Source organism: Spongiactinospora sp. TRM90649, assembly GCF_029382225.1.
Classification (GTDB): domain Bacteria; phylum Actinomycetota; class Actinomycetes; order Streptosporangiales; family Streptosporangiaceae; genus Spongiactinospora.
On the sequence record NZ_JARLTC010000035.1, the window covers coordinates 38,478 to 54,633 of the forward strand.

The following is a 16,156-nucleotide window of genomic DNA, read 5'->3' on the forward strand; positions in this document are numbered from 1 at the left end:
CGCGACCGGCCGGCCGCCCGAGCCGGTGGCCGACGGCCGGCCGAGACCGAAGTCGTCCCCTGTGCCACTCTTCGCTCAGACTCGAAGTGATCCATATCGGCGTAGGCTCGTCACTGACTGCTTGTCCGATTTATGGGGGATGAACACTGTGACGACGCTGCCATCTACTTCCGCCACGCAAGGCTTGTTCCAGGCTTGGTGAGCCGCAAGCGTGCCACCCGGCCGCTTGACGTGGCCCGTCTTCCCGAGGACGTCGTGGCACTCATCGACGCGCTGGAGCCCGGCGAGAACCTGGTGATCACGCGGGACGGCCGGTCGATCGCGGCGATCTCCAGTACGGTCGAGGTCCTCCAGGGCACCATCGTCGATCGCGAGACATCGGACGAAGCCGACGATCAGCCGCCGGTCGACTACGACGACGTGACGGTCGTCGCCACCACGATGAAGCTGTCGGCGAAGGCGCGGACGTCGCTGTCCACCCGGCTCGGCGCGGACTACATCGTGCTCGACATCAAGGCGGCCCCCGCGACGGCCGATGTGCTGCTGGTGCCGCCGGGCAGCCCGCAGTTGATCGCGAGCCTGCGGTCGATGTTCCCCAAAGCCCGTGTCATCGTCACCGAGATCGAGGACGACGAACTCGGCGTCAACTACCCGGGCCCGGTGCAGCGCCTGCTCGATGCCGGCGCCGATGCGTATCTGCCCCCGTTGACCGTCCCTCGCCTGGCCATGCAGCTCGACCACACGCTCACGCATGGGCACCAGCTCACAGGCGGGGTCGCCACGCCACTGGAGATCACACCGGCCACGGAGCCATCGGATCCAGAAGGTGACTGACCCCGCAGGGCCATCGGGAGGGAGGCCGGCGCGCCGAGCGCGAACGGATGGTTCAGAAGCCCCAAGGTGCACGGAATCGCGACGAAACTCGCACGGTCTTCGGGAGGCCGCTCAGCCGCCGGCATGGAAAGGCCAAGACCGTGATTCGCGCCGCTGGCAGGCCTTCGTTACCGATGGCGACCCCCGCACGAATACCTCGACATGATCCCCGGCTACCAGGATCCCGGCGACGGGTTCATCGAACGGCATCTCGAAGCCGCGCTCGCCTTCGCCGAGCATCGTACCGGCGTTCGCCTTGAACGTCGGCGCCTGCGATCAACGCCCTCAAACGCGTCCATCTCTCTCGCACTACTACTCGCCCGAGCATGGCGGCGAACTCGCCTGATGTCAGCGGAAGTCCAGGGCGTGGTCGTGGGCCCATTGGGTGTAGGGGCGTGGGGGGTGGCCGGTGACGTGTTCTACGTCTGGCCAGACTCGCATCAGGGCCGACCAGTCCTGGTCGGCGTAGGCGCCGTCGGCCGGGGCGGCGCCGTCGTACTCGACGAAGCCGAGCATGAGGTCGGCGGACTCGGCGGCGAAGCCGCCCTGGGCCTTCATCAGTTCGCGGGCGCGTTCGCGGGTGACCTCCTCGTAGCGGACCTCCTCGCCCAGTGCCGCGCCGATGGCCGCGACCTGTTCGCGGACGGTGATCAGGGCGGGGCCGGTCAGGGTGTAGGCCTTGCCGTGATGGCCGTCCCGTAGCAGGGCGGTGACGGCGACCGCGGCGATGTCGGCCTCGTGGATGAGGTTCATCGGCTCGTCCGCGAACGGGTAGCGCACCACCCGCTCGGCCCGGATGGCCGGTGCCCAGATCTGCAGCAGGTTCGTCATGAATTCGCATGGCCGCACATGCGTCCATTCCAGGCCGGACTCCTCCACCGCCTGCTCTACCGGATTGACGTGCAGGCCGGCGGTCACCGATGCCCCCGACAGCACCACGATGCGCCGTACGCCCGCCTGCCTGGCCAGCTCGACGACCTCGCGCGCGCTCTCCTCCACCGGGAACAGGTACATGCGGTCCACGCCGTCCAGTGCGGCGGCCACGCTCGCGGGGTCGGTGAGGTCGCCCTGAAAGACCTCCACCTGAGGCGGCAGCTTGGCCGCAGCGGGCGTGCGGGTGAGCGCACGCACGTCGGCGCCCGCTCGGAGGAGCTGGTCCACCACCTGGCGGCCGACGATTCCCGTCGCCCCGGTCACCAGGATCTTCATCTGCGTTCCTTGCGGTGTGTCGTTCATGAGAGCGACGTTAGAGTGCCTTCCGGTCACTTTCTGGCCGGAAGGTGAGGGAATCTGGAACCATGGCGAACACGAGCGCGCGCATGCTGCGACTGCTGTCCCTGCTGCAGACGCACCGCCACTGGCCCGGCCTGGAACTGGCCGATCGGCTCGCGGTCAGCGAGCGGACCCTGCGCCGCGACATCGATCGGCTGCGCGAGCTCGGCTATCCGGTGCACTCCGGCCGTGGCTCGGCCGGTGGCTACCAACTGCGGTCCGGCACTGTGATGCCGCCGCTGCTGCTCGACGACGAGGAGGCCGTCGCCATCGCCGTCGGCCTGCGCACGGCCGCCGGGGGAACCGTCGAAGGCATGGAGGAGACCGCGCTGCGGGCGCTGACCAAGGTCGTTCAGGTGATGCCGCCCCGGCTGCGCCGTCGTGTGGACGCCCTGCGGGCGTACACGGTCACGGCACCGGCGGACGGCCCGCGGATCGACGCCGTCACGCTCACCGTGATCGCCCAGGCGTGCCGCGACGACGAACGTCTCACCTTCACCTACGCCGCCCCTTCCGGCGAGGCGGCCTCCCGGCTGGTCGAACCGCATCGGCTCGTCTCGTTCAAGCGCCGGTGGTATCTGGTCGCCTGGGACCTCGGCCGCGCCGACTGGCGCGTCTTCCGCCTCGACCGGCTCACCGGCCCGGCCGTCACCGGGGCCCGCTTCCGCCCGCGCGACCTGCCCGCCGCCGACGCCGCCGCGTTCGTCCAGGAACGGCTCGGCGCCCGCCCCGCCCGCTACGACATCACCGTCCTTCTCCACGCCCCGGCGGACACGGTGGAGCGGGTCGTCGCCGTCACCGGCGGCCGGGTCGAACCCGTCGACGACCGGTCCTGTCACCTGCGCCTGCAGGTGGACGCCTTCGACTGGCCGGTGCTCATCCTCGCCGCGGTGGGCGCGGAGTTCGACGTCATCGATCCGCCCGAGTTCCGCCGATACCTGCGCGACGTCGGCCGGCTTTTCCTGCGTGCCGGCGGATGAGGGCGCGGGTCATTCCAGGCCGGGGCCGGTGGGTGGCTGTTCGACCGGGAAGGAGAGCGGGCTGAGCAGGTACTGGTTGCGGTCCGGCGCCTACTGGCTCGACCTGCGCGGCTACGACCCGGTCGCGACCGCGGCCACGCTGGACAAGCCGATGCTCATCCTGCAGGGCGGCCGCGACTACAGGTGACCGTCGCCGACGACCTCGCGGGCTGGCAGGCGGGCCTCGCCCACCGTGCGGACGTCACCATCCGCGTCTACGACGCCGACGACCATCTGTTCTTCCCCGGCTCCGGCCCGTCCGCGCCCGCCGACTACGACAAGCCCCAGCACGTCGACGCGGCCGTGATCACCGACATCGCCGACTGGCTGGCACCGCGCCGATCGCCCGGCTCGTCTCCGGCTTCGAACGCTGACCGTTGTGGGTTGCTCCACGGTCGCGTCTGAAAGGTGCCAGTGTCCGTGGCTTCGTCACTGCTTGGCTGGGTGCCGCACGCCATACGCACCTGCCTGAACGGGAGCCATGTCCACCACCACGCTCGCCCGGCCCCGATCGCCCCTCATCGGCCGGCTCGCGGTCGCCTCGCTGACGCTGGGCATCTTCGCCATCGTCACCAGCGAGATCCTGCCCATCGGGCTGCTGACCTCCATCGGCGCCGACTTCGGCGTCTCCGCCGGCACCACGGGGCTGACCATGACGCTGCCCGGCATCGTCGCCGCGGTCGCCGCGCCCACCGTCACGCTGACCACCGCGCGCCTGGATCGCCGCGTGATGCTGTGCGTCCTCATGGCGGTGCTCGCCGTGGCCGACGTGCTGGCCGCGGTGGCGACCTCCTACTGGGTCATGCTGATCGCAAGGGTGCTCGTCGGCCTCACCATCGGCGGCTTCTGGTCGATCGGGGCGGGGCTGGCCGGCCGCCTGGTGCCGCCGCAGGCCGTCGGCACCGCCACCGCTGTGATCTTCTCGGCCGTGCCGCTGGGCTCTGTGCTCGGCGTGCCGGCCGGGACCTTCATCGGCGACCTGGCCGGCTGGCGAACCGCCTTCCTGGTCCTGGCGGTGCTGGCCGTCCTGGTCCTGGCCGCGCTGCTGATGCTGCTGCCGCCGCTGCCCGCGCGCCAGGTCACCAGCCCTCGCGTCCTGCTCGACTTGCTGCGCACCCGGGGTGCCGCCATCGCCCTGACGGCCACCTTCCTCATCGTCCTAGCCCACTTCAGCACATATACCTACGTCACGCCATTTCTCCAGGACGTCACGGGCCTGTCTGCCGCGGCCGTCAGCGCCGTCCTGCTGGCGTACGGAATCGCCGGGATCGCCGGCAACTTCCTGGCCGGCAAGGCCACCGCCACGCGTTTGCGAGCCGCTTTCGTGACCTGCGGCTGCCTGATCGCGGCCACCACTCTGCTGCTGCCCTCGGTCGGCGGCTCGACCGTCGGAGCCGTGGTGTCGCTCGTGGTCTGGGGCCTGGCCTACGGGGGCGTGCCCGTCTGCTCCCAGGCGTCGTTCATCGCCGCCGCCCCGCACGCGCCCGAAGCCGCCACGGTGATCTTCACCTCCTCCTTCCAGGCGACCTTCGCGCTCGGCGCGCTCCTCGGAGGCCGCGTCGTCGACTCCTTCTCGGTCTCCACCGTGATGATCTGTGGCGGGCTGACCGCTCTGCTCATGGCGGCATCCCTGTGGACACTCACCAAATCCCGCTGAGCCGGAGCCCCGCACCCCCTGGGAGGATGCCGTGCATGTACGTGTTCGAGGCTGGTGACGCGCATGCTCCTCCCATTCTGTTGCTGCACGGCGGCGGCGTCGCTGGATGGATGTGGCGTCCGGCGCTGGAGCGGCTCGCGACGACGGCCCGTGTGATCATTCCCGACCTTCCCGGCCACGGCCGCAGTACGGCCGGAGCGTATCGATCACACGAGGAGACCACCCAGGCCCTGGCGCGAGTCCTTGAGGAACGCGCGCCTCAGGGAGCGATGGTCGCCGGGTTCTCGTTAGGTGCGCAGCTCACGATCCTGCTCGCCGCGACACGTCCCGATCTTGTCGCTGGTGCCGTCGTCGTCAGCGCGCAGGCTCGGCCTCTCCGGTCTCCGCGTGCGACGCTCGGGCTCCTCGCCGCGACGGCACCGCTCGCACGGCAACCGTGGTTCGCGAAGCTCCAGGCGCGGCAACTGTTCATCCCGGACGAACTCCTGACCGACTACCTTCGCGACAGCGCCGGCATGAGCCGTGAGACCCTTCTCGCCGCCGTCGGCGAGAACATCCGCTTCACCCTCCCCGCCGGCTGGGCCGGCTTCGAGAACCCGGTGTTGATCCTGGTGGGAGGGCAGGAGCGAAAGCTGATGCACGACTCCGCGCGCGATATCCACGGCTCCCTCCCGGGCAGCCGGCTGACCGTCGTGCCGGAATGCGGCCATGGCATACCTCTGCAACGTCCAAAGCTGTTCGCCCAGATCCTGGCCGACAGGATGTGACTACGCATGGTCATGAACGCGAACCCCTTGTAGTCGATTTACCGAAGGCGCACCATGAGGCGGACGGACCGGGCGCGTAGAGGAGAAGGAACCATGCGTTCATTCCTGGGGACGGCCGCCGCCCTGCTGCTCGCCGTGCCGGCGGCGCTGGTAGCCGGCACGCCCACGTACGCCGACCGCGCCGCACCCGGCCCGGTCGCGGTGCGGTCCGATTGGACCAGCGCCGGGCAGAACAACCACAACACCCGCGACGCCGCGACCGAGCGTGTCATCACCCCGCGCACCGTGGGCAGCTCACCGCCGACACCTGGACGATCTTCGAGCCGGGGCGGTCGCCGGACTTCGACTTCGGCGCCGGCCCCAACCTCTACACCACGGTGATCAACGGCCGGCGCACGGACGTGCTGGGCATCGGGCAGAAGAGCGGCGTGTACTGGGCGCTGAACCCGGACACCGGCGCGGTGATCTGGAACACCCAGGTCGGCCCGGGCGGCCCGCTCGGCGGCATCCAGTGGGGGACCGCGACCGACGGCGAGCACATCTACGCCGACGTCGCCAACTTCTCCCACATCCCCTGGACGCTGACGGCGGCCGACGGCACCAAGTCCGTCACCACGGGCGGCATCTTCGCGGCGCTGGACCCGGCCACCGGGAAGATCGACTGGCAGGTCCCCGACCCGCAGGCGGCCACCGGCGACTGGCTGGGCATCTCCTTCGTCTCCAGCGGGGGCGGCGTGATGTACGCGGGCTCCTCGGCTCCGTCCGGCACCAACATGTACGCCTTCGACGGCGACACCGGCGAGGTGCTGTGGAGCCACGCCAGCGGCGGCTCGGTGTTCGGTGGCGCGGCCGTGGTGGACGGCACCGTCTACTGGGGCTCCGGCTACGACACCTCGAAGTTCGGGCTGCCCTACGCCGGGGACAACGACAAGCTGTACGCCTTCACCCTCAACGGACGCTGACCGTCACTCGGCCGCGGGCGCGGGATTCTGTGGTTGCCGGTGTTTCTAGACCACGGCGCCGCTCGGCGGCGCTGCGCACCTTGCCGGCCAGGGCTTTTGGACGGCGAGCGGCGGCCTCTGGTCTCCACGAATGTGAGCCGTGGTCTGGTACCCGATCTCGTGTTGTGCCTAGCCTGCTCGTCAGGGAGGTGAGCGCCATGACACCCGGCAGATCGTCGGACCGTTCGAGTGAGACGCGCGCCCGCCTCCTCGACCTGATCCACTCGCTCCCGCAGGGAGCGCGCATAGCGTCGGAGCGTGACCTGGCCAAACGCTGGGGCGTGGCCCGCATGACGCTGCGGAAGGCGATCGACCGCCTCGTTCTGGAGGACCTCCTCGAACGGCGGCAGCGGCGGGGCACCTACACCTGCCGGCCGCGGGTCCGGCGCCCGCTGACCATCACCTCCTTCACCGAGGAGATGACCAGGCGCGGAATCAAGACCACCAGCAGAACCCTGGCCCTGCGACGGATGCGCGCGACCACCGAGGTGTCCCGGCGGCTACGGGTGCCTCAGGGGGAATCGGTCATCCGTTTCACCCGCCTGCGCCAGGGCGACGGCGAGCCGGTCGCCATTGAGACCAACTACGTGCCCGCGGGGCCGTTCCAGGACCTGACCGAGGAGGACCTGGACGGCTCGTGGTACGCGGTGATGGCGGAGAAATACGGTGTCGACATCAGCGCCGGCACCGCCGAGATCCAGCCGGCGCTTCCCGACGAGCGCACGGCCGAGCTGCTGGGAATCACCGTTGGTGACCCCTGTTTCCGGATCTGCACCACGGTCAGGGACCGCAAGGGCAGAGTGATCGAATACGGCGAGTCGATCTATCGCGGCGACTACTACACCATCACCGTCGACCTCATGCCCTCCTGAAACCGCCCAACCCCCCTGCAAGACCTGGAGGTAACCATGCCCAGGTATCGTCACTATCAGCTCCTACTGGCAGTTTCGGCTGTCCTAATATCGACAGCCTGTGGGACCACTGCAGGCGGCGGCTCCGGCGGAACGACCACGTTGACGTTCTGGACCCACACCCACCCCCCGATGGTCGAGCTGAACAAGAAGCTCATCGCCGAGTACGAGGCCAAGAACCCCAACGTCAAGATCGAGTACCAGTCCATCCCCAACACCGAGTTCGGCACCAAGATGCTGACCGCGCTCAGCACGGGGGCCGGTCCCGACATCATCAACATGGACGACAACGCCCTGCGCGGCGACTACATCCCCAAGAACCTGGTCGCGCCGGTGGACCCCGCGGGCTTCGGCAAGTCATCCGTCGCCGGCCTGGAGAGCGGGTACGTACCCGGCACCCTCGACGGGGCCAAGGACGCGAAGGGCACCCTGTACGGCGTGCCCAGCGAGTTCAACGGCACCGCCTTCGCGATCAACGCCAGGCACTTCAAGGACGCCGGGCTCGACCCCGACAGCCCGCCGAAGACCTGGCAGGAGGTGATCGCCGCCGGCAAGGCGCTCAACAAGGCGGGGCACAAGCAGGCGTTCAACTTCCTCTACCTGCACTCCGGCTGGTACAGCCAGTGGTTCCAGACCCTGGCCAACCAGACCGGCGGAGCCATCCTGTCGCCGGACGGCAAGTCGCCCGCGCTGCAGTCGCCCGGCGCCAAGCAGGCGCTGAACCTGTGGGTGGAACTGGCCAGGACGTCGGGTATCGCCGACCCGAAGACCTCCTCGCGTGACGCCACCGTGCCGTTCCAGGACCTGGCCAGTGGCACGCAGTCCATGGCCATCGTCTACCCGTGGGCGATGGAGCAGATCAGCCAGTCCAATCCCGACACCTACAAGGACCTGAAGGTGGTGCCGCTCCCGCAGGTGGATCCCGCCAAGCCGGTGAGCCGGGTCTTCGCCTACTTCTGGGCCGTCAGCAACGCCAGTAAGCAGAAGACCGAGGCATGGCGCTTCATCTCCTATCTGGCCGGCCAGCACGACCGCTGGCTCGGCGACGTCAGCTTCGTGCAGCCGGTGACCGGCTGGGAGCAGAGCGAGCCGGCCAAGAAGATGCCGTTCGTCGATGTGATCTCCACGGCGTACGGTCAGGGCCGGTATGACCAGGTCGGGCCTCGCTGGAGCGAGGTGCAGGACATCCTGCGCAAGGCCGTGGACAAGGCCGTCTTCGACGGCGAGCCGGTGGACGCGGTGCTGCGCGAGGCCGACGAGGCCGTACGGCGGAGCCTCAGTTGACCATGACGGCGGGGAGGCCGGCCACGCGCCGGCCCTCCCGGGCCCGCCGCCGGGTGAGCGGCAGGAACCTGGTCGGCGCGATGCTGTCGTGGCCGGCGCTGGCGCTGTTCGCCGCCTTCGCGATCTACCCGGGGCTGCGGGTGTTCTATCTGAGCCTGTTCGACTACAGCCTGACCGCCCCGCCCACCTTCGTCGGGCCGGCCAACTTCACGTTCCTGGCCGAGGACCCGCGCTTTCGCGAGGCGCTGCTCAACTCGCTCGTCTACACGGTCGGCACGTACGTGCCCGCGGTGGCGCTGGCGCTCGTGCTGGCGCTGGCGCTGTCGCGGAAGCTTCGCGGCTCCGGCTGGGTCAGGCTCCTGTACTTCCTGCCGGTGGCGACGAGCTGGGTCGCCATCTCCGTGGTCTGGCGGCTCGTGCTGCACCCGGACGGCCTGCTGAACCAGACCTTCGGGCTGGACGTGAACTGGCTGACGAGCTCGGCCGCCGCCACCTGGGCGCTGGTCATCATGGGGATCTGGAAGGAGACGGGCTTCTTCCTCATCCTGTTCCTGGCCGGGCTGTCCCGCCTGCCCCCCGAGGTGTACGAGGCCGCCCAGACCGACGGCGCGAACGCCTGGCAGAGCTTCTGGCGGATCACGTTCCCGTTGCTGAAGCCCATCACCGCGATCTGCTCGGTGATGGGGATCATCAGGGGCCTGCAGGCGTTCAGCCCGCAGGTCGTGCTGACCGACGGCTCGTTCGGCACCGAGGTCGTCAACCTGTTCGTCTACAAGACGGCCTTCGAGAACGCCCGCATGGGACGGGCCAGCGCCGTGGCGGTGTTCATGTTCCTCGTCCTGGTCGCCGTGACCCTGCTGCAACTGCGCGCCTTTCGCCGGGAGGACCGATGAGAGCCGTGCGGTGGCTGGTGTTCCTGGTCGTGGCCGTCGGCGGCGTCGCCTTCGCCGCGGTGCTCGGATACGCGGTGGTGTCGGCGCTGAAGCCGCCCGGCGAGGTGCTGGCCGTACCGCTGAGCTGGTGGCCCAGCCAGTGGGACTGGCACAACTTCGCCCGGCCGTTCCTGGAGACGCCCTTCGCGCGGTACTACGCCAACAGCGTGTTCGTCGGCGTCGCCGTGACCCTGCTCAACGTCGTCACCTGCACGCTCGCCGGATACAGCTTCTCCAAGTTCAGCTATCCGGGACGCAACCTGGCCTTCGTGATCGTGCTGGCCACGCTCATGGTGCCGCTTGAGGTCATCTACGTGCCGTTGTACTCGCTGATCTACGACTTGGGCTGGGTCAACAGCTTCGCCGGGCTCATCGTCCCGGCGGGGACCAGCGCCTTCGGCATCTTCCTCATGCGGCAGAGCATCGACGCCGTCCCGGACGAACTGCTGGAGGCCGCCAGGCTGGACGGCGCGGGCGCCCTGGTCAGCCTGGGGCGCATCGTCGTCCCGCTGGTGAAGGGGCCGATGGCGGCGCTGGCCCTGTTCATCTTCATGATGAACTGGGACAGCCACCTCTGGCCGCTGCTGGTGGCCTCCGACGACGAGCACCGGACCCTGCCCGTCGGCCTGGCCGCGATGCAGGCCAACAACCTGGGCGCGGCCGGGGTGCCGATGATGATGGCGGCGGCCGTCCTGGCCATGGCGCCCACGGTCGCGCTGTTCATCTCCCTGCAGCGCAGGTTCGTGGAGGGCGTGGCGATGAGCGCGGGGCTGCGATGAGCGGCGTGTACGTCGGCGTGGACGGCGGCCAGTCCACCCTGCGGCTGACGATCGCCGGCAGCGGTGTGGTCCACGAGGCGCCCGGCTTCCACCACCCCAGCCCCGATCCGGTGTCCGCCATCGCCGCGAGCGTGGGCCAGGCGTGGGCGGCGGCGGGCCACCCGGGGCCGGTCACGCGGGCCGTGCTCGGGCTGACCGGCCTGCCCGCGACGGCGAGGCCGCGCGACCTGCTCGCCGCCAAGGTCGCGAGCGTCCTGGGTGCAGGGGAGGTCGTCCTGTGCGCGGACAACGTCACCACGCACGCCGGCGCCCTGCCCGCCGGGCACGGCGTAGTGCTGACGATCGGCACCGGCGTCAACTGCCTGGCCGCCGACGCGGCCACCGGAACGAGCCTGCGCTTCGACGGGTGGGGCTACCTGTTCGGCGACGCGGGCAGCGCCTTCGCCATCGGCAGGGCGGGCATCGCGGCGGTGCTGCGCGCGCTCGACGGGCGCGGCCCGCGCACCCGGCTGTCCGAGCCCGCCCGGCTCCGGTACGGCCCGCCCGCCGAGATGCCGTCCGCCGTCTACACCTCGGGCACGCCGGTCGATCTCACGGCCAGGTTCGCGCCGGACGTCCTGGCCGCCGCCGACCTGGGCGACGAGGTGGCCCTGAACATCCTCGCGGACGCCGCCCGCGAACTCGCACACACCGCCGCGACGGGGGTGAACACGGTGTCCGGCCGGGAGCCGGTCCCCGTCGCCCACACCGGACGGCTCGTCCGGCCCGGCGGCCTGCTGGAAGAGGCGTTCCTCGCCGAGCTGGCCGCCGCCTGCCCGCGCGCCGATCCGGTGCCGGCGGCGGGCACCGGGCTGGACGGCGCGTGCCGGCTGGCCGCCGCCCCCGACGTCGCCGGCTACCGCTCTCACCTGCACATCTATCGAGGTCTGTGACCATGCTGCCCTTTCCCCCGCGATCGCTGATCGTCTCCTGCCAGGCCGCCGCGAGCAGCCCGCTGCACGGCCCCGGCCCGATGACGCTGCTGGCCCGTGCCGTCGAACAGGTCGGTGCCGCCGCCATCCGCGCCAACGGCCCCGCCGACGTCGCCGCGATCACGCGCGCCGTCGGCGTGCCCGTCATCGGAATCAACAAGCTGGGCGACCGGAACGGGGTCTTCATCACCCCCACGCCGGCCGCCGCCGGGGACGTGATCCGCGCTGGTGCCACCCTGGTGGCCCTCGACGGCACCAGGCGGCCCCGGCCGGACGGCAGCACGCTCGCGGAGCAGATCTCCGCGATCCACGACGAGTACGGCGTGCCGATCATGGCCGACGTCGACGACTACGAGGCGGGACTCGCCGCCCGCGAGGCCGGCGCCGATCTGGTGGCCACCACGCTGTCCGGCTACACCGGGCCGGGCCCGGTGCCCGGCGGGCCGGATCTGGAGCTGGTGGCCGAGCTGGCGGGGGCGCTGGACTGCCCGGTGATCGCGGAAGGGCGCTACTCCACGCCCGAGCTGTTCCGCGCGGCACTCGACGCCGGTGCGCACGCCGTCGTCATCGGCACCGCGATCACCGATCCGGCCGCGATCACCGCGCGCTTCCTGCGGGCGGCGACATGAGATCCGGATACGGCCGCAGTGCGCTGCCGGTGCCCGCCGGGACCGTGCTCGGCGGGTACGCGAACCGTGCGGGCGCCTCCACGGGCACGCTCGACGAGCTGGAGGTCTCCGCCGTGACGCTGGGGCGGCTCGCCTGGGTGGTGGCCGACCTGCCGTACGTCAACGCCGACCTGGCCGAGGCGGTTCGCCGGGCCGTGCGGCGTGAGGCCCCCGGCCACGACGTGTGGGTGTCGGCCACGCACACCCATTCGGCCCCCGACACCGCCTGCCCCGGCCACCCGGTCGACACGCCGGCCCGGTGGCCGGCCGAGGTCCCCGCCGCGGCGGCCGAGGCGGTCCGCGCCGCGCTGGCCGGCGAGCGCGACGTCGAGCTGAGCGTGCGCCGGGGGCGGCTGTCCGGCGTCGGCGGTCAGCGTTCGGGGGTGCGGCCCCGGCGCACGGTGCCCGTGGACGTGCTGTCGTTCGACCTGCCGGACGGCGGGCGCTCCGGCGTCCTGGTCGTGCTCCCCGTCCACCCGACCGTGCTCGGCGCGGACAACCTGCTGGTCAGCGCCGACCTGACGGGCGCGGTCCGGCGGGCCCTCGCCGGACGGCTCGGCGGGGCGTGGGTCGTGGTCGCCACCGGCGCGGCGGGCGACGTCAGCACCCGCCCGCACCGCCGCGAGCAGACGCCCATGGAGGTCGAGCGCCTGGGCGCGCTGGTGGCCGCCTCGGTCGTGCGCCGCCTGCGCGAACCGGCCCGGCTCACCGTTCCCGGCGACGCGGCGATGAGCGTGCGGTACGAACGGGTCGCGCTGCAGCCCAAGTCACCGGAGGCGCCGCCGACCGGCCCGCTGCGGGAGCGGCTGCGCGAGGCGGAGCGGGACGGCGATCCCGTGCTGGTCCGCACCGCCTGGACCGCGCTTCAGGCCGCCCAACTGGCCGCGGAACACCCGCCTCCCGCCGATCTGTCCTGCGCCGTGTCGGTCGCCAGGCTAGGCCCCCTGACGTTGGTGTCCATGGGCGCCGAGCCGTACCTGGACCTGGCCGCGCGGCTCGACCGCGCCGTCGACGGCCCGGCCGTCCTGATCGGCTACACCAACGACTACCTCGGCTACCTGCCCGTACGCGCTGCCTACCGCCACCCCGAGTACGAGGTGCTCCGTTCGCCGGCCGCCCCCGGCGGCGCCGAACGGGTCCTCGCCAGTGCCACCCGGCTCACAGAGAAGGATCAGCCTTGACCGTATTGGATCATCCGCTCGCGCTGCAGGTGCTACGGGAGGTCATGGACCGGGTCGTCGCCACCCAGTTGCCGGCGATCGACCGGGCGGCGCGCCTGTGCGCCGACGCGCTCGCCGCCGACGGCATCGTGCAGGCCTTCGGCACCGGGCATTCCCGCGCGTTCGCCATGGAGATCGCCGGCCGCGCGGGCGGCCTCATCCCTGCCAACCAACTGGGCATCAAGGACGTCGTCATGTTCGGCGGCGCCGACCCGTCGGAGATCCTCGACCCGACCCGTGAACGGGATCCGGCCCTCGCCCACCGCGTCTGGGAGCTGCACGACGTGCGGCCGTCCGACGTGGTCCTGATCGCCTCGAACTCGGGGATCAACGGAGCGATCGTGGAGATGGCCGAACTGGCCCGCGCCAACGGCAACCCGGTCGTCGCGATCACCTCGGTGGCCCACAGCACGTCGGCGGCCTCCAGGCACCCTTCGGGGCGGCGGCTGTTCGAGGTGGCCGACGTCGTGATCGACAACTGCGGCGTGCCCGGGGACTCGGCCTACGAGTTGCCGTCCGGCGCCAGGATCCTCCCCACCTCGACCCTGACCGGCACGCTCATCGCCCAGCTCCTCAACGCCGCGATCTGCGCCGATCTGCTGGGGCGCGGCATCGAGCCGGCGATCTACCTCTCGGCCAACATCGAGGGCGGTTCCGCTCACAACGACCGCCTCCTCGCCCACTACGGCGAAAGGGTCCGCGTCAGCGAGCCGTGACCTGACGAAAGTCGGGGTGCGGGCTGGACGATCGCGTGATGTGTGCGGCCCGCATGGGCTTCTAGCTTGGCTTCCAAGTGAGCGGACGGCTTGGAAGGAACCCGATGAGAATGCGGATGGCCAGGGTGGCCGGGGTGGCGGGGGCGCTGCTGGCCCTGGGAGCGACGACGGTGCACGCCGCCGCGACGCCTGAGCGGTCCGGAGACCTGACGGCGAGCGTGCTCGACGACTACGTGCGCGACTACGCCGAGCGGACCGGGCTGCCCGGTGCCGTCGTCGCCGTCACCAAAGGCGACCGGGTCGTGCACACGGCGGGCTACGGCCGCACGGCCGGCGGTGAGGCGATCACCAAGACCACTCCGATCTCGATCGCCTCGCTGTCCAAGTCGTTCACGGCCATGGCGGTCCTCCGGCTCGCCGAGGAGCGCAAGATCGACCTGGACGCGCCCGTGCGGAGATATCTCCCCGAGTTCACCATGGCCGACCCGCGCGCCGCGAAGATCACCGTGCGGCAGGTGCTCCAGCAGACCTCGGGGATGAGCGACATGACCTTCCCCGAGCTGACGCTCCCCGCGCCGGACACCCTCAAGGACGCCGTCGCGATGCTGCGAACCGCGCCGCTCGCCACCGAGCCGGGCACCGCGATGGCCTACCACAACCCCAACTACGCCGTCGCGGCGCGGCTCGCCGAGGTGGTGGCCGGGGTGCCGTTCGCCGACCACATGAACGCCGCGGTGTTCCGTCCGCTCGGCATGACGTCCACCACGACCGTGAACACCACCGGGGCGCTCCCCGGCCGGGGCGCGGGGTACATCCGCGCCTACGGCCGCGTCATCGAGCGCGCGCATCCGAAGTGGTTCCTCAACGGCTCCTTCGGCGTCGTCAGCACCGCCGACGACCTGGCCAGGTGGCTGATCGCGCAGAACGGCGCGAACCCGGCCCTGCCCGCGAACCTCGTGAAGACCGCACAGGCCCCCTCCGGCCTGGGCCGCAGCACGTACGGCATGGGCTGGTACGCGGGGAAGACCGCCGGTGGCGCGCCGCAGGTCCAGCACAGCGGCTGGCTGCTCACCCACAACTCCATGCAGACGGTCCTGCCCGAGAGCCGGTACGGCATCGCCGTGGTCACCAACACCGGGATGATCTCCGGCGACGACGCGCTCTTCATCACCAACGGCCTGATCGACATCATCGAGGGCCGCCCCGACGCCGGAGCGGCGCCCTTCACCATGAGCGTGGACCTCTGGCTGGCCGGGCTGAGCGTGCTCAACCTCGCGCTCGGCGCCCTGGGGGTCTGCCGTGCCCGACGATGGGCCCGCCGCCGCCAAGGCCGGGCCATCTGGCGCGCGGTGGTGAGGCTGCTTCCGTACACGATGCCGTTCGTGCTCTTCTTCGGCCTCGTGGACCTCGCCGGCTTCGTGACGCACAGGGCGGCCACGCTGGAGCTGATCACATACGTGTGGCTCGCGCTGTACGTGTGGGCCGTCACCGGCGCACTCGCGGCCGCGGCCGTCATCATCTCCCGCTCGCTGCACCTCGCCCGCACTGGTCGCCGTAGCCGGGCTTGAATGCGATGGTATTTGGCAGGAATAGCGCTGACGCCTGGCCGGAAATCGCATCTATTGTAGATTGTTTGGGTAGCTCGACAAGATATACCGAAAGCTGTTATCCGCCTTTCGTTCATGCGGGATTTCCATGATCGGCGGTGCGGGTGTGCGAATAATCAGGGCGAAGCCTTTCGTGAACCTCCGCGAGGGCATGAGCTGATATTGGAGACACCCGTGAAGAAACTCCTGGCACTCGCCGGCGTTGGAGCCGCCCTGGCCGGCGCCCTTGTCACCAGCGTTCCGGCGCAGGCCGAGACGGCCGAGACGGCGAAGACGTCGGCCGCCGCACTGTCGCCCTGGCGTTACGTCGAATCCTTCTACGGTTGGAACCGCTGGTACGACTGCCGACAGGTGGCGTACCAAGGAATTCGCAACGGATGGTGGTACAACGCCGACTGCCGTGAGGCGCCCGACCGGATCGACCTGTACGTGCAGGTGACCCCCTAACATTCTGCGCGCGGCACAAAAACGCGAAAGGC

Annotated in this window: 18 protein-coding genes; 17 read left to right on the plus strand and 1 reads right to left on the minus strand. The window is 70.6% G+C overall.

What is annotated here, in order from left to right:
- Positions 1-132: 132 nt before the first annotated feature.
- A complete protein-coding gene (locus P3X83_RS34065) occupies positions 133-834 on the plus strand; it encodes a hypothetical protein (protein WP_277309442.1) in 702 nt (233 codons plus the stop codon).
- A 387-nt stretch (positions 835-1,221) separates the two neighbouring features.
- Here P3X83_RS34065 and P3X83_RS34070 read toward each other — a convergent pair whose 3' ends face one another.
- Complete coding sequence (locus tag P3X83_RS34070; RefSeq protein WP_346742773.1) at positions 1,222-2,109, minus strand: NAD(P)H-binding protein; 888 nt, start codon at positions 2,107-2,109, stop codon at positions 1,222-1,224.
- Positions 2,110-2,171: 62 nt separating this feature from the next.
- Between P3X83_RS34070 and P3X83_RS34075 the strand changes: the two genes are divergently transcribed.
- From P3X83_RS34075 to P3X83_RS34150, 16 genes are all read left to right on the plus strand, one after another.
- A complete protein-coding gene (locus tag P3X83_RS34075) occupies positions 2,172-3,125 on the plus strand; it encodes a YafY family protein (protein ID WP_277309443.1) in 954 nt (317 codons plus the stop codon).
- 28 nt (positions 3,126-3,153) lie between these two features.
- Positions 3,154-3,312 carry a hypothetical protein gene (locus tag P3X83_RS34080; protein ID WP_277309444.1) on the plus strand — a complete coding sequence of 53 codons (159 nt, stop codon included), beginning with the start codon at positions 3,154-3,156 and terminating at the stop codon, positions 3,310-3,312.
- A complete protein-coding gene (locus P3X83_RS34085; RefSeq protein ID WP_277309445.1) occupies positions 3,309-3,569 on the plus strand; it encodes a hypothetical protein in 261 nt (86 codons plus the stop codon). Before P3X83_RS34080 ends, P3X83_RS34085 begins: the two co-directional genes overlap by 4 nt.
- 76 nt (positions 3,570-3,645) lie before the next feature.
- Positions 3,646-4,821: an MFS transporter gene (locus tag P3X83_RS34090; RefSeq protein ID WP_277309446.1), complete on the plus strand. Its 1,176-nt coding sequence runs from the start codon at positions 3,646-3,648 to the stop codon at positions 4,819-4,821.
- Between the two features lie 35 nt (positions 4,822-4,856).
- Positions 4,857-5,588: an alpha/beta hydrolase gene (locus P3X83_RS34095; RefSeq protein ID WP_277309447.1), complete on the plus strand. Its 732-nt coding sequence runs from the start codon at positions 4,857-4,859 to the stop codon at positions 5,586-5,588.
- A gap of 212 nt (positions 5,589-5,800) precedes the next feature.
- Positions 5,801-6,550: a PQQ-binding-like beta-propeller repeat protein gene (locus tag P3X83_RS34100; RefSeq protein WP_277309448.1), complete on the plus strand. Its 750-nt coding sequence runs from the start codon at positions 5,801-5,803 to the stop codon at positions 6,548-6,550.
- A 197-nt stretch (positions 6,551-6,747) separates the two neighbouring features.
- Positions 6,748-7,461, plus strand: coding sequence for a GntR family transcriptional regulator (locus P3X83_RS34105; protein ID WP_277309449.1), 714 nt, complete (start codon positions 6,748-6,750; stop codon positions 7,459-7,461).
- A 141-nt stretch (positions 7,462-7,602) separates the two neighbouring features.
- The gene (locus P3X83_RS34110; RefSeq protein WP_277309450.1) at positions 7,603-8,784 is read left to right on the plus strand and encodes an extracellular solute-binding protein; all 1,182 of its coding nucleotides are present in this window, start codon (positions 7,603-7,605) and stop codon (positions 8,782-8,784) included.
- Positions 8,785-8,786: 2 nt separating this feature from the next.
- Complete coding sequence (locus tag P3X83_RS34115) at positions 8,787-9,677, plus strand: sugar ABC transporter permease (protein ID WP_277309451.1); 891 nt, start codon at positions 8,787-8,789, stop codon at positions 9,675-9,677.
- On the plus strand, positions 9,674-10,495 hold the full coding sequence (locus P3X83_RS34120) for a carbohydrate ABC transporter permease (RefSeq protein WP_277309452.1): 822 nt from the start codon (positions 9,674-9,676) through the stop codon (positions 10,493-10,495). The genes P3X83_RS34115 and P3X83_RS34120 overlap by 4 nt, the downstream gene beginning before the upstream one ends.
- Positions 10,492-11,427 (plus strand): BadF/BadG/BcrA/BcrD ATPase family protein, encoded by a 936-nt coding sequence (locus P3X83_RS34125; RefSeq protein WP_277309453.1) that lies wholly within the window; start codon positions 10,492-10,494, stop codon positions 11,425-11,427. Before P3X83_RS34120 ends, P3X83_RS34125 begins: the two co-directional genes overlap by 4 nt.
- A gap of 2 nt (positions 11,428-11,429) precedes the next feature.
- Entirely contained in the window at positions 11,430-12,095 is a 666-nt protein-coding gene (locus P3X83_RS34130; RefSeq protein ID WP_277309454.1) for an N-acetylmannosamine-6-phosphate 2-epimerase, read from the plus strand.
- A complete protein-coding gene (locus tag P3X83_RS34135) occupies positions 12,092-13,315 on the plus strand; it encodes a hypothetical protein (RefSeq protein ID WP_277309455.1) in 1,224 nt (407 codons plus the stop codon). Before P3X83_RS34130 ends, P3X83_RS34135 begins: the two co-directional genes overlap by 4 nt.
- The gene (locus P3X83_RS34140; protein ID WP_277309456.1) at positions 13,312-14,070 is read left to right on the plus strand and encodes an SIS domain-containing protein; all 759 of its coding nucleotides are present in this window, start codon (positions 13,312-13,314) and stop codon (positions 14,068-14,070) included. Before P3X83_RS34135 ends, P3X83_RS34140 begins: the two co-directional genes overlap by 4 nt.
- A 104-nt stretch (positions 14,071-14,174) precedes the next feature.
- Positions 14,175-15,638 (plus strand): serine hydrolase domain-containing protein, encoded by a 1,464-nt coding sequence (locus P3X83_RS34145; protein WP_277309457.1) that lies wholly within the window; start codon positions 14,175-14,177, stop codon positions 15,636-15,638.
- A 213-nt stretch (positions 15,639-15,851) separates the two neighbouring features.
- Positions 15,852-16,124 (plus strand): hypothetical protein, encoded by a 273-nt coding sequence (locus P3X83_RS34150; protein WP_277309458.1) that lies wholly within the window; start codon positions 15,852-15,854, stop codon positions 16,122-16,124.
- The last annotated feature ends 32 nt before the right edge of the window (positions 16,125-16,156 follow it).

Bases quoted from the DNA above. Each gene is read 5' to 3' on its own strand.
- P3X83_RS34130 (WP_277309454.1), top strand. From the start codon at position 11,430: ATGCTGCCCTTTCCCCCGCGATCGCTGATCGTCTCCTGCCAGGCCGCC.
- P3X83_RS34090 (WP_277309446.1), top strand. From the start codon at position 3,646: ATGTCCACCACCACGCTCGCCCGGCCCCGATCGCCCCTCATCGGCCGG.
- P3X83_RS34135 (WP_277309455.1), top strand. From the start codon at position 12,092: ATGAGATCCGGATACGGCCGCAGTGCGCTGCCGGTGCCCGCCGGGACC.
- P3X83_RS34095 (WP_277309447.1), top strand. From the start codon at position 4,857: ATGTACGTGTTCGAGGCTGGTGACGCGCATGCTCCTCCCATTCTGTTG.
- P3X83_RS34105 (WP_277309449.1), top strand. From the start codon at position 6,748: ATGACACCCGGCAGATCGTCGGACCGTTCGAGTGAGACGCGCGCCCGC.
- P3X83_RS34070 (WP_346742773.1), bottom strand. From the start codon at position 2,109: ATGAACGACACACCGCAAGGAACGCAGATGAAGATCCTGGTGACCGGG.
- P3X83_RS34065 (WP_277309442.1), top strand. From the start codon at position 133: ATGGGGGATGAACACTGTGACGACGCTGCCATCTACTTCCGCCACGCA.
- P3X83_RS34120 (WP_277309452.1), top strand. From the start codon at position 9,674: ATGAGAGCCGTGCGGTGGCTGGTGTTCCTGGTCGTGGCCGTCGGCGGC.
- P3X83_RS34115 (WP_277309451.1), top strand. From the start codon at position 8,787: ATGACGGCGGGGAGGCCGGCCACGCGCCGGCCCTCCCGGGCCCGCCGC.
- P3X83_RS34125 (WP_277309453.1), top strand. From the start codon at position 10,492: ATGAGCGGCGTGTACGTCGGCGTGGACGGCGGCCAGTCCACCCTGCGG.
- P3X83_RS34075 (WP_277309443.1), top strand. From the start codon at position 2,172: ATGGCGAACACGAGCGCGCGCATGCTGCGACTGCTGTCCCTGCTGCAG.
- P3X83_RS34145 (WP_277309457.1), top strand. From the start codon at position 14,175: ATGAGAATGCGGATGGCCAGGGTGGCCGGGGTGGCGGGGGCGCTGCTG.